The sequence below is a fragment of the Paenibacillus sp. J22P90 genome (assembly GCF_059692195.1).
Genome location: NZ_JCAUAY010000007.1, coordinates 161347 through 173114 on the forward strand (window position 1 = coordinate 161347; position 11768 = coordinate 173114).

The 11768-nt window shown below is 43.3% G+C and carries 15 protein-coding genes and 1 other annotated feature; of the genes, 3 read left to right on the plus strand and 12 right to left on the minus strand.

The window, feature by feature from the left end; genetic code table 11:
• Nucleotides 1–40 precede the first annotated feature (40 nt).
• The 9 genes from AC58UX_RS22635 to AC58UX_RS22675 all read right to left on the minus strand — a co-directional run bounded on the left by AC58UX_RS22635 (nt 41) and on the right by AC58UX_RS22675 (nt 6245).
• A complete protein-coding gene (locus AC58UX_RS22635) occupies nt 41–622 on the minus strand; it encodes a lysophospholipid acyltransferase family protein (RefSeq protein WP_497256891.1) in 582 nt (193 codons plus the stop codon).
• 2 nt (nt 623–624) lie between these two features.
• Nucleotides 625–1308: a (d)CMP kinase gene (cmk, locus tag AC58UX_RS22640; protein WP_497256893.1), complete on the minus strand. Its 684-nt coding sequence runs from the start codon at nt 1306–1308 to the stop codon at nt 625–627.
• Between the two features lie 140 nt (nt 1309–1448).
• Nucleotides 1449–1673: a hypothetical protein gene (locus tag AC58UX_RS22645; RefSeq protein ID WP_497256895.1), complete on the minus strand. Its 225-nt coding sequence runs from the start codon at nt 1671–1673 to the stop codon at nt 1449–1451.
• A 66-nt stretch (nt 1674–1739) separates the two neighbouring features.
• On the minus strand, nt 1740–2393 hold the full coding sequence (locus tag AC58UX_RS22650; protein ID WP_497256897.1) for a flagellar brake protein: 654 nt from the start codon (nt 2391–2393) through the stop codon (nt 1740–1742).
• Between the two features lie 98 nt (nt 2394–2491).
• Nucleotides 2492–3862 (minus strand): germination protein YpeB, encoded by a 1371-nt coding sequence (gene ypeB / locus AC58UX_RS22655; RefSeq protein WP_497256899.1) that lies wholly within the window; start codon nt 3860–3862, stop codon nt 2492–2494.
• Nucleotides 3863–3973: 111 nt separating this feature from the next.
• The gene (locus AC58UX_RS22660; RefSeq protein ID WP_497256901.1) at nt 3974–4132 is read right to left on the minus strand and encodes a hypothetical protein; all 159 of its coding nucleotides are present in this window, start codon (nt 4130–4132) and stop codon (nt 3974–3976) included.
• A gap of 68 nt (nt 4133–4200) precedes the next feature.
• Nucleotides 4201–4896 (minus strand): glutamic-type intramembrane protease PrsW, encoded by a 696-nt coding sequence (gene prsW, locus AC58UX_RS22665; protein WP_497256903.1) that lies wholly within the window; start codon nt 4894–4896, stop codon nt 4201–4203.
• Between the two features lie 183 nt (nt 4897–5079).
• Complete coding sequence (locus tag AC58UX_RS22670) at nt 5080–5685, minus strand: genetic competence negative regulator (RefSeq protein WP_497256905.1); 606 nt, start codon at nt 5683–5685, stop codon at nt 5080–5082.
• Nucleotides 5686–5933: 248 nt separating this feature from the next.
• Complete coding sequence (locus AC58UX_RS22675) at nt 5934–6245, minus strand: hypothetical protein (RefSeq protein WP_497256907.1); 312 nt, start codon at nt 6243–6245, stop codon at nt 5934–5936.
• A gap of 175 nt (nt 6246–6420) precedes the next feature.
• Here AC58UX_RS22675 and AC58UX_RS22680 point away from each other — a divergent pair, with 175 nt between their 5' ends.
• The gene (locus AC58UX_RS22680; RefSeq protein ID WP_497256909.1) at nt 6421–7272 is read left to right on the plus strand and encodes a polysaccharide deacetylase family protein; all 852 of its coding nucleotides are present in this window, start codon (nt 6421–6423) and stop codon (nt 7270–7272) included.
• Nucleotides 7273–7335: 63 nt separating this feature from the next.
• On the opposite strand, the gene AC58UX_RS22685 is transcribed toward AC58UX_RS22680, so the two are convergent.
• Together AC58UX_RS22685 and AC58UX_RS22690 are read right to left on the minus strand one after the other, a co-directional pair.
• The gene (locus AC58UX_RS22685; RefSeq protein ID WP_497256911.1) at nt 7336–7542 is read right to left on the minus strand and encodes a hypothetical protein; all 207 of its coding nucleotides are present in this window, start codon (nt 7540–7542) and stop codon (nt 7336–7338) included.
• Nucleotides 7539–8147 (minus strand): CPBP family intramembrane glutamic endopeptidase, encoded by a 609-nt coding sequence (locus tag AC58UX_RS22690; protein ID WP_497256913.1) that lies wholly within the window; start codon nt 8145–8147, stop codon nt 7539–7541. The genes AC58UX_RS22685 and AC58UX_RS22690 overlap by 4 nt, the downstream gene beginning before the upstream one ends.
• A 92-nt stretch (nt 8148–8239) precedes the next feature.
• Between AC58UX_RS22690 and AC58UX_RS22695 the strand changes: the two genes are divergently transcribed.
• Nucleotides 8240–9160: a hypothetical protein gene (locus tag AC58UX_RS22695; protein ID WP_497256915.1), complete on the plus strand. Its 921-nt coding sequence runs from the start codon at nt 8240–8242 to the stop codon at nt 9158–9160.
• A gap of 50 nt (nt 9161–9210) precedes the next feature.
• Here AC58UX_RS22695 and AC58UX_RS22700 read toward each other — a convergent pair whose 3' ends face one another.
• The gene (locus AC58UX_RS22700; RefSeq protein WP_497256917.1) at nt 9211–9534 is read right to left on the minus strand and encodes a rhodanese-like domain-containing protein; all 324 of its coding nucleotides are present in this window, start codon (nt 9532–9534) and stop codon (nt 9211–9213) included.
• Between the two features lie 239 nt (nt 9535–9773).
• Nucleotides 9774–10006: a binding site (T-box leader), on the plus strand.
• Nucleotides 10007–10077: 71 nt separating this feature from the next.
• Between AC58UX_RS22700 and serA the strand changes: the two genes are divergently transcribed.
• Nucleotides 10078–11658 carry a phosphoglycerate dehydrogenase gene (serA, locus tag AC58UX_RS22705; protein WP_497256919.1) on the plus strand — a complete coding sequence of 527 codons (1581 nt, stop codon included), beginning with the start codon at nt 10078–10080 and terminating at the stop codon, nt 11656–11658.
• Nucleotides 11659–11768: the final 110 nt, after the last annotated feature.

Here is an 11768-nt window from a genome sequence, read left to right on the forward strand (position 1 = left end):
GTTAGTATAATTCCAAGCTTTCGATTCCATACATTTCTGCTTAGGCTTTACTATTAACTGTATGTAGACGGCGAATTTCTTTCATGATGGCTTCGGTCGCAAGCTCCAAATCTTCCGAGCTAGCTCCTGCATATGCACTCATATCAAGTGGCGCTCCATAGACGATCGTCATACGGCGAAAAAGTGAGTATGTACCCACGATGGCTACTGGAACGACGGCTGCACCGGCTTTCAGTGCAAGACTAGCTGCGCCTTTCTTCCCCATCCCGCCTGCATTACTTCTAGAGCCTTCTGGAAAAACGCCGAGCATGTTGCCATCACGAAGCAGCTGAACAGCCAATCGGATCGACTCTCTGCTAACGCCGCCGCGCTTTACAGGAAATGCGCCTACTTTCGAAATAATAGTCCCTAGCACAGTGATTTCGAAAAGCTCTGCTTTAGCCATAAAATGAACCTTGCGCCTAAGTGGCGTCCCCAAGAATGGGGGGTCCAAGAAGCTCGTATGATTACCGCACAGAACGACTGCTCCGTCTTTGGGAACATTCTCCATGCCAATGGCGCGCATACGGAAAAATACGGTAAAAATGAATCGAAATAAGGCTCTTCCGATGCGATATAGCATCTTTATTTGCCACCTCCGACTTTGTCCTTGCAAAGCCCAAGGATTTCGTCCACAACTTCTTCAATCGTCATTGTAGTGCTGTCCATTAACACGGCATCGTGCGCCCTGCGCAGCGGCGAAATTTCTCTCGCTTCATCGAATTGATCACGACGTGCAATATCTTGCTCCAGCTCGGAAAGCGTTAGTGTGTTTGTACCACTGCTCTCCAATTCCTTGAACCGGCGCTCAGCACGCTCTTTCACACTCGCTGTTAAGAAAACCTTGATTTCCGCATCTGGCATGACATGCGTTCCGATGTCACGGCCATCCATGACTACGCCTTTGGAAACGGTCATTTGCTGCTGTAAACCAACTAACAAATGGCGTACCGCACCATAACTGGCAATTTGCGAAACATGTGTCGTCACGTCCGCTGAACGAATCGCTTTCGTCACATCTACACCATCTACGAAGACCTGTTGTCCTTCTTCTCCAGGAATGAGCTCAATTTGCATGCGATTGGTGAGCGCAGCCACTTCTGTTTCTTGCTCAGGTAGCAGCCCTTCTTGCTGTACTTTCCACGTTACTGCTCGATACATGGCTCCTGTATCCACGTAAATGAATCCAAGCGCACCGGCTACTAGCCGTGCAATGGTACTTTTACCGGCTCCAGCAGGTCCATCTATGGCAATATTGAACTTTTCCAAGCTGCTGTTCCTCCTAACAATGCTTCACAGTACATTACGTACAAAAAAAGCAGGCACTTGCCTGCTAATTAATAGAAATTATAGCACACTACCTAGTCATATGCAAAACTTGGACGCCATCGGAATTTGCCATGATACGACTAAGATCGTTCTCTGGGATCATGTTTGGGCACGATATAAGGCTGTCCCTCTAGCGGCTCTACACGAGTGAAATGTTTACGGATGTAAGCATTTTGAAGCAGAGCTTGTACACAGACCAACACAATGATCGTAACTAGCACAGATCTTATTATAATCTTCTCTACTTTGGCAGAGAAACGTATAAATAACTGCTCATAAGGTTCACGCTCTTGCTCCTTCGACATGGGATCACGCTCCTGCCAGCATCCAATATGCATAGCAGTATACCCTTTGCGCCCCACTCTCAATCCTTAGCGTTTGCGAAAATCCATTTGTCTTTCAAAACAAAAACGAATCAGCTTCTGTCGCTCACGATCCGCAATCTCAGCGAATCTGATCATGACGAGCTGCTTGCCCGTCTCTGTCGTTTTTACGCGTACAACTTCCCCTGTGAAGGGAATATGCTCGATAGTACCATTCTTGAAAGGCGCCAGCACCCAACATGAAATAATCGCATTTAGACCGATCGGGAGATGTCCATCGCAAATAAACGAAATACCACCGCCGCCGACATCATCTGTCACGCCGATAAATTGTATCTGGTCATTCAATTTCACTGCGATTTCCAACTCTGCCAAAACCCGCAGGAAATTTCTTCGTTGAATTTGCGTGATCGCACTTAGCTCAGGGACTCGCAGCTCTACTAAGCGAATGACGTCCTCACGAAAGCCAATAACTTCCGTTGTGAAATAGTGTTTTACACCGCCTTGGGCTAAGAAATGAGCGCTAATCTCATCTCCTTGGTACATTTTCTTCAAACGTCCTGTCTTCTCATTAAGCGGAATTTCCATGACGATAGCGCTTTCGGTTACGTCAGCAATTCTCGACTTATATTCGATTTTTGACTCTTCTTCATCAATACTGTTCATTTGCATATGTAAAATCTGGTTAACCTTAGGAAGCAATATCCGCACCTCCGCGATGTAATATGCATTATTATATCATGCCATCACCATTTAGACAGATAAAAAAAGAAGCAGGATGCGATCCCGCTTCTTTTCCTCTAAGATTTTCCTTTTGCAGCTTCCACTTGATCCTGACGGATGGTTTCAATCTTCTCTTCCATGCCCACATCTGCATTCACATAAACGCGATAGATGTTGTTATTCAAGGTGCCGATAAATTCGTGGCAAAGCACCTCTTCATCAATATCATTCTTGATGATCGCTAGCGATTCGCCGGACACCTTCATCTTAGAATTCAAATGCTTACGCGCTTCTTCTACACTAATTTTCGGCTGACCGATCACGCGCTCTTTTTGTGAATAAATATAATTCGTTGCCTGCAGACCCGTCACTTCCAGGGTATCCAAGGCAACTTTAACCGTTAATTGCTCAGGGTAAATGGTAACATTTTTATCCTTCTTGGCAAATTGAATCGTCGCCGTATTTTGATACTGATCATAACTAATCGCACTTAAATCCTTATATTCGTGTTGATCCAAAAATTCGTTCGCAATATCTCTTGCTTGACGAAGATTAAATTTAGAAGTGGGAACATCCCGCGATTTCATAAAATAAATCAGGTGTCCGCCTTTTTTCGTATAATCCATTTGCGTATCATTTTTCGCAGCATCGCCGCTCGGTACGATGACACTATAGCTTTGAAATTCCGGTGCGCTTCCGCCGTTTTCGACGACTTTAATCCCCGCTGAATCTTGAATACCAAGGAACTCCGCAGCTTTCTTTTTAATTTGATCGGGTGTCATATCATTGCCTGACAGCATTTTGACATCTTTTTTGGATAACACATTGATGCCGCCCGTGCCCCAATTCAATTCTTCGTATCCGCCTACTTGTTTATCTACAATTTTAAAGCCATCAATAATCGCATTGTCATGCATTTCGTTCTCAGATGCTAGAGCAGTCTCAACATCCATCCATCTTAAATTGTTGGCAATGACTTTATCTTGCACGCCGCGAATTTCTTTCGTAATGTCGGCAGAATGTGCGTAAAGGGTGTTCAAGGTACTCATTTCCGCTTCCGTCAAGGGCTGCTTCGTCATATCACGAACAGACATCCTGTAAGAGAAATTAGCCATATTCGCTAAGAAATCCTCTGTTTTATTAAAAGGCAGCAGCATCAACGGCAATTGCGTGATGTCACTTTGCGCTTGACTCGTTAATCGCCAAACATTCACTAAACCTTTTCGATAGGAAGGCTCCGAGGCTGAGTTCACAGCCAATGTATTGCCTAGCTCTGTATGTAGCTTATCCATGTGAAAGGACAGATCATGAAACGCGCGTTGATACTGGTTCTCAGCTTTAATTAAGATCGTGTTCTTCTCTTGGTGCTCTAGATACCCCCACACAGAAGCCCCGATCAAGGCCAGCAATAGAAAAGGAAACATGACAATACTTAATCTTTTATACACAAAACTGCTCCTTTCATACCCAATCTTGCGCTTAGTTTTTACGCGTGGAGGCAGGTTTATGCAAATTTGACAACAAAATAAAAGAAGCCTATTCCAAAGAATGGCCTCTTGCTAACTCTCGGTCTCTATTTCAAAATCATGCTCGTTACTGCAGATGCATTGGCGAAATCCTGTTTCGATTTTGTCTTTTTCCTGTTTACCGCGCAATACGAATTTCTCACCGCATAATCGACATCGGATCTTCACTTTCACACGCGTCGTTACTGACATGTATACCCTCCCGGTCGTTCCCCATCCATGCAATGGAGTCACCAATTATACAGTCATTATGTCCCAATTCAACCCATTTTAATCTTCTCATCTACCGTTACTACCCGTAATGGTGATCGTGCGTTCGCACGATCAACACGCCAAATCGAACGAAGCCAGAGAAAAGTCATCAGCGGTATCATGATCCAAATCCAGCCCTTTGTGAAAATAAGCAAAATATAATCAAAAGCGCCATGCCACGCAATCGGCAATAGGAGCGATATCCATAAATATCTCGATTGCTTGTTAGGCGTGAATTTGGCTTTGCCCATATAATAACCCATCATGACACCAAATAAGGCGTGTCCTGATACAGGCAGGAGCGCGCGAAGCATCAAAGCAGAGAAAGAAGATGCGTGCAGGAAGGCGTAAATGATATTCTCCAACGTTGCGAAGCCGAGACTCACAGCCACCGCATAAACAATCCCGTCGTAAGGCTCATCGAACGCTTCATGCCGAAATATGAGGTGATATAAGATCAGCCATTTCAGAAACTCTTCAACACCACCAGAAAGGAAAAAGGAAGTGACGATAATGCCGTTGCCGAATTCCTGAATGAGCGCGTTTTGAAGCACCATCGTTGGGTATACTAGTAACACGCCGAATAGAAACATTCGTATCACTAAATGTATAGGCTCCGTTTCATACCGATCCTTCAAATAAAAGTAAGCAAGTAACGAGAGACCTGGCGCTATGGCTGCCAACAAAATAGGCACGATATGCATGTTCCAGCTCCCCTCTTTTAGTGAAATATATACGTCTATTATAGACGTTCTCTCCAGACATATCTACGTATTACATCAGATACCCCTGTAACGTATTAATGGAAAACAAAACAAGCATCCTCAAAAACGGTTGTTTTTGGAGATGCTTGTTTCATTCTAAGGCAGAAGGACATGAGTCCCTGTTTATTTGAAATGGCGGCAAAGCACCTTAACAGCATCATCAGCAATAATCGTTTTTCCATATTCCTCAAGAACAGCAACAGTGATTGACGAAGCTTCACCGAACTCGGACAGGACAGCGATTAGCGCTTGATACTTGGTTTCTTCAAGCTCAACAGGCTCTAGCTGTAAAATATATTTCCCTTTGTATGAATACAGGGTACCGCCTTCCATCAGAAGGGGATTAATTACTTTGGAAACGCGCAGCAGATCTTCAAAATCACGGAAAGCATAGGAGATCAAATCGCTTTGCTCAAGCGTTACTTCCATTTCGTACACTTCTTCAGCTTCATGATCATCATATGCATCAGCACTTGCATACAAGTCAAGCTTGCCTCTGGTCACAATTACAACCATACCTTGCGCTGGGAGTGCGAACACCTCAACAGCAAGCGGACCGGACGGGTCAAATCCGAGCTCCGAATAAGCTTGATCCATCATTTCACTAAACAACTCGTGTACTTTCGGAATTTCTCTCCACATGTCGTCTTTTTGAATTCCACGTTCAGTTAAGTCATCGAATGTTAGGAAAATCCGTATCTTATCCTGACTTAAGCGTTCTATTTTCATGATAGGATCCTCCTTTGAGCTCTCCAATTGGAAAGCTTGCATCGAAAGCATGGTCACCTTATTTCAATCAGAATATGTTAGAAAACCGAAAAGGTGAACCACTAATCAATAAATGGACATGCATCCATCTATTGTTTTCACCTATCATGTTAACACTAAATCTGAGCAAATGCACGCTTAAGTTATGTATAAAAAGAAAAAGCACAGCCGGCCCCGTGGGTATGCCAGACTGCGCTAAGCGCTTATATTTATTGAATTGTTGCGGTGCTCACCTTATTATCTTGCAAAATTTCATTGACCGTTGCCTTCAAATGCGGGTCCTCTTTCACTATTTTTTCAACCTGATTTAGCCCGGTTGTACTCGCGGAGGAGAAACTTTTGGCCACTGAATCTCCAAATGATTTATTCTCAAAGGTGTCTTTCGCCTTGTCCATCATTTTTCCCATCGAGTCACTTGATGAACTAAATGCCGAGAAGAGCAAGGATTTACTTTTACGATTGAGATAAATAACAGCAGCTGCACCAGCTATTCCACCGAGCATAAACGTTCCTAATTTCATTGGATCTCCCTCCATGATCGTTAGTATGAATCCTTTCTAGCTTGTGCGAGTTTAGAAGTGGACATACGCCAGCCAAGAAGGAAAACATAGGAGAATGGACATCTGCGAATTGCGCGCGTAATTGTGGTACTATAAATGTTAACCACCATGTATGGATCTGAGGAGAAGACGAATTATGAAAAAGAAAGCAAGTACACTGCTCTTAACAGGTATGCTTCTAATGACTGCCTGCAGTGCCGATCAAACCGAAACAAGCCCTGCCGCTACCACGAGTTTAGCGCCAACTGCGCAAGCAACAGCAAGCCCGAGTCCGACTCCAGTACCTACCGCGGCACCTACACCATCGCCTTCACCAACACCGACAGCGCCAGTACAGGAAGTAGTTCAGAAGACCTATCATATGAATAAAAATTATGATATCGTGCCGAACGACCCCAATGGCAATAAAAAAGTCGTCCTTTTAACCTTTGACGATGGTCCCAAAGAACAAGGTATGAATCAATCGCTTATTGATATTTTGAACAAACATAAGGCCAAAGCGATTTTCTTTATGAACGGTTATCGGATTAAGCAGAAGCCTGAGCTCGTTAAGCTTGTCCATGATAGCGGTAATATCATTGGCAACCATGCTTGGGATCATGACAATCTGAAAGACATGGCAAATGAGAAAATTGATAAACAAGTCGATGATGTTCAACAGATCGTGAAAGAGATCATCGGTCATGCTCCTGTGTTTTTCCGCCCGCCGTTTGGTTCAGGCAATGATTATTTGAAAACAAAGGTGAAAAACAACAAAATGCTCTACATGACTTGGTCAAACGGTTCCCTAGACTGGGACATGACGAATAAAAATAACGATTCAAATAAAGTTATCGAAAATGTCTTGCAGCAGCTGCATAGTGGCAGTAATATTCTTATGCATGAGCTTCCTTGGACGGTGAGTGCCCTAGATACCCTGCTTACTAAGCTTGAGGAAAAAGGGTATTCCTTTGTGGATCCGAATGCGATCGAATTGGAAATGAGATAAAAATATAAGAGCCATACGACTGCCACGCTTTCGTGGAATCGTATGGCTCGTTTTATTTTCAAATCATAATTTAGAGTACTTAATCCCCCAAACCGTTAAACTCACCACAAGCGCGATGAACAACCAAAGCAGCGTCATATAAAAAAGATTCGTCCATTTACCCTGTTCTGAAGGATGTACAGCTCTACGCGGCGGTAAATAGGTATCATCCTCCTGTTTCTCCTCCATACCTGGATTCGACCTCGAAGCTACTCTTTCCCCTAGACTCATGAACCTTGATCTTCCTCCTTGCTGAACCGTAGAATGCAACCCATCACCATATCAATCATAAAGTGAGCAATTATCGGTGTCCATAGGCTTCCCGTATGAAGGTAAATCCAACCTAAGCCATAGCTGATACAGAAAACCATCCCTGTCATGAGCCAGTGCTGTAAATAGCGAACATGTATCGCCGCGAACAAAATACTGGTCCAATAGGGTCCCCAAGCATGTTGAATCGCGCCGCGGAATAGGACTTCTTCACAGACAGATACGATAAAGGAAATAAGTGCAATATGCCAAATGGCTCTATTTCCAAAAAGCATTTGATTAATGCCGCCGTCGTCTGATACTTCTTTGGGCACCCACCTAGAAATCAGCAAATCTACACCAAGTACAACTACTGCAAATAAACATCCCCAAATAACAACTCGCAGGCCGCCATGAAACGATAGTGCGGAAAGAATCTTTGAATTGCTCTGAAAAAACAAGATGATAATTCCGATAATAAGCGTAAGCAGTTGTGTGATATAAAGATTCAGTAATAAAGTACTATCATTAAGTTCACTAATATCGACTTTCCCTATACGAAGATTCTTAAAATCGAATTTTTTCAAAGGAAGCAACCCTCATTTCCTCATATTATTCCTTTTTACAGCTGTATGACCTATACTAAAACAAATATAAAAGACAACAAGGAGCTAGATTTATGGAGAAGCGTCTTACCCGCACTGATTATTTATTTGCCCTCATGTTTATATTTATGCTGGTCTGCATCCTTGGCGCTTTTTTCTACGGTTTGCGATTAGGACAATCGAAATCAGAGTTAAAATACAATAAAATGATGCACGCTGAACAAGCGGCCGCTCCCGAGATCGGGGCGTATGACCAACAAGTTCTGGTCTCATATTACCATACCATCTTTTTACCCTTTAGGGAATTTCAGAATAAATGGTTTGAATTATTAGGCCAAATTGAAATGGACAATGCAACCGTCGATGCTGCGGCAGTTCTGAAAGAGCTCAGTAAAATCGCAGCTGATAAATACAGTACGCTTCAAGCGAAAAACATGCCTGCCTCATCGCCCTTGCTCGTACAATCGCACCAAGGCTATCTTAAGAGCTTAAAGCTGTTCTCTGATACACTGAGCGCTTATCAGTCTAAAGCCAACGCGCAAAGCCATGCGCAGCTGCTAGAGGCCATTCAGAAGGATGCGTACTTCCTTGAAGCCAAGACACAAGCACTAACGGCTCAGAAAAATTATTTCGACTCGATTCTCGTCTGGAACGGCACGATAGATCCGGACATCGAATATTTCGATTCGAATAATACAGCGAATTTGGATCAATGGCGAGCTATGAACTTCAATGTAAAGAATGTATATATAACTGCTAAGCTGCTGAAAAATAAAGCATTCTCGCCGTTTTATCCGCAGGATTTAACGATCCGAATTGATGAATTCATCGCTTCTGGACAAGCCAAGAAACTAAATGTGAACGATGTCAACCAAACTATGGAATTATTGTTAAGCACAAATGCCGTTCGCACTGGCGATTTTGTGAAAGGCAAATCGAAGTGGTACACCAATGAAACACTGCCGCAACTGCCATTTTTCTCAGATGTAAATTAAAAAAGCGAATGATTGGTCAAATTTTTTGATCAATCATTCGCTTTTTTCAATTAATCGTATTGGAAGCCGCGGAACATCGCGATGGCCGCCATACCGCCATCCACATTAATGACACGATCGAAGCCATTCTCTTGCAAATATTCGGCTACACGCATACTTCGCATGCCATGAGCACATACAATATAAATGTCTTCATCTTCTGGGAGCTCTCCCATACGAAGAGGAATTTGCTGCATGGGAATCAGCTGCGCCTCCTCCATATGATAGTAATCCCATTCATGTGGCTCTCTTACATCAATAATGACACTATTTCCTAGTGTTTTCTGTTCCACAGCTTGAAGAAAAATTTGCGGATAAATGCGTTTAACTTCCATTTACATACACACTCCTGAACACCATACTTTAATTTCCTATATTAACTGTACCATACACGAATATTCGGCTCAAATATTCGCAAATTAGCATTGCTTTTCGAACATTGTTACTATAAAATAAAACAAAATGCTTCTAAATCTTTGTCAATCCGAACAATTATGTCGATAATGCAAAAATCGTTCGACATGTATTGACACGATTTCGAACGCATGGTAATCTAGTAAAAATTCTATATTACAGTACAGCGTTGACGGAGCCAAGCAAATAAAGTAGCTTTCAGAGAACCGATGGTTGGTGAGAATCGGTAGCGAACATGTTGCGGAGCACTCCAGAGTTATTGCATTGAATTTAAGTAGATGCAATCGGGTTAGGGACACGTTACAGTTCCAGGTCGCAAGACCAAATGAGGCTTCTCATGCGAATGGGCAGCGAACTAGGGTGGTACCACGAAAGCAATCTCTCGTCCCTTTGGCTACAGGCTAACTGTCTGTGTCCGAGGGCTGGGAGTTTTTTTATGTTCAAATCTAAGGAGGAAACGAATTATGTTCAAAGTTCTAGTATCCGATCCAATTAGTGACATGGGAATTCAAATGCTTTATGATGCAGCTGATGTTGAAGTGGTTAAGCAATCTGGTCTATCCGAAGACGAACTTATTGCCATTATCGGTGAGTACGATGCCCTCTTAGTTCGTAGCCAAACAAAAGTAACAGAAAAAATCATGACTGCCGGCACGAAGTTGAAAGTAATCGGTCGCGCTGGTGTCGGTGTCGACAATATCGATTTGGAAGCAGCAACAAAACGCGGAATTATCGTTATCAACGCACCTGACGGTAACACAATCGCAACTTGCGAGCTTACATTCGCTATGATGATGGCAACGGCTCGTATGATTCCACAAGCGTACAAGAAAACAGTTGGCGGCGAGTGGGATCGTAAATTCATCGGCGTTGAGCTTCGTAACAAGACACTAGGTATTCTCGGAATGGGACGTATCGGTAGTGAAGTTGCGAAACGCGCGAAAGTATTCGGCATGGAAGTTATCGGGTATGACCCATTCTTAACAGAAGAGCGCGCTGAGAAAATGGGCGTTAAGCTTGGTACAGTTAATGAGATCGCTGCTCAAGCGGATTTCATTACGGTTCACACACCACTTACGCCAGAAACGCGTCACCTGATTTCCAGAACACAATTCGAGCTTATGAAGCCAGGCATTCGTATCATTAACTGTGCGCGCGGCGGTATTATCGATGAGCTAGCATTAGTAGAAGCAATTGATCAAGGCATCGTTGCAGGAGCTGCATTCGACGTATTCGAAGTAGAGCCGCCTGCCAAAGATCATCCTTTCCTTAATAATCCGAAAGTGATCGTAACTCCTCACCTTGGCGCATCCACAATTGAAGCGCAAGAGAACGTAGCGATCGACGTATCCGAGGAAGTGCTTCATATTCTTCGTAACGAGCCATTTAAAAACGCTGTTAACATGCCTCCAGTACCTGCAGATGTGCTTAACAAGCTACAACCATACTTCAGTCTTGGTGAAAAAATCGGATCCGTACTTGGTCAAATCGCCCAAGGTGCTGTTTCTGAAATCGTCATTAACTATGCGGGTGATTTGATGGACGTAGATACAAGTCCTTTAAATCGCTATATCGTAAAAGGGATTTTCCAGAACCAATTGGAATCCATCAATATTATCAATGCGATGCATCTTGCTAAATCACGCGGTGTGAACATCGTCGTGCAAAAATCGAACGCATCCAACAGCTTCACTAACCTTGTTACTGTAACTGTAAAAACGAAGCAAGAAGAGAAAACTCTTGCTGGTACATTACTTGCTGGCTTCGGCGAGCGCATCGTGCGTATCGATCAATACCCAGTTGACTTCGCTGCTGAAGGTAACTTGTTGCTCATTTCCCACAACGATAAACCAGGTATCATTGGCCGCGTTGGTACATTGCTAGGAAGCAACCAAGTTAACATCGCGACTATGCAGGTTGGTCGTAAAGTGATCGGCGGATCCGCAATCATGGTATTGACGATTGATAAAACAGCTCCTGCTGAAGTGCTAGCTGATCTTACGAAGCTAGATGAAATCGTGAATGTTCGTGCCCTTACACTCTAATAAGCACAAATTGTTTCACGAACAACAAGATTTTGTCTGAATATTCTACAAATAAAGGCGAATCCTGAGTTACAACTCAGAATTCGCCTTTTCCTTGTGTCGAAATTGTG

Coding starts and splice junctions, on each gene's coding strand:
- AC58UX_RS22695 (WP_497256915.1), top strand. CDS start 8,240: ATGGAGAAGCGTCTTACCCGCACTGATTATTTATTTGCCCTCATGTTT.
- serA (WP_497256919.1), top strand. CDS start 10,078: ATGTTCAAAGTTCTAGTATCCGATCCAATTAGTGACATGGGAATTCAA.
- AC58UX_RS22635 (WP_497256891.1), bottom strand. CDS start 622: ATGCTATATCGCATCGGAAGAGCCTTATTTCGATTCATTTTTACCGTA.
- AC58UX_RS22675 (WP_497256907.1), bottom strand. CDS start 6,245: ATGAAATTAGGAACGTTTATGCTCGGTGGAATAGCTGGTGCAGCTGCT.
- AC58UX_RS22660 (WP_497256901.1), bottom strand. CDS start 4,132: ATGTCAGTAACGACGCGTGTGAAAGTGAAGATCCGATGTCGATTATGC.
- AC58UX_RS22645 (WP_497256895.1), bottom strand. CDS start 1,673: ATGTCGAAGGAGCAAGAGCGTGAACCTTATGAGCAGTTATTTATACGT.
- AC58UX_RS22670 (WP_497256905.1), bottom strand. CDS start 5,685: ATGAAAATAGAACGCTTAAGTCAGGATAAGATACGGATTTTCCTAACA.
- AC58UX_RS22700 (WP_497256917.1), bottom strand. CDS start 9,534: ATGGAAGTTAAACGCATTTATCCGCAAATTTTTCTTCAAGCTGTGGAA.
- prsW (WP_497256903.1), bottom strand. CDS start 4,896: ATGCATATCGTGCCTATTTTGTTGGCAGCCATAGCGCCAGGTCTCTCG.
- AC58UX_RS22680 (WP_497256909.1), top strand. CDS start 6,421: ATGAAAAAGAAAGCAAGTACACTGCTCTTAACAGGTATGCTTCTAATG.
- AC58UX_RS22685 (WP_497256911.1), bottom strand. CDS start 7,542: ATGAGTCTAGGGGAAAGAGTAGCTTCGAGGTCGAATCCAGGTATGGAG.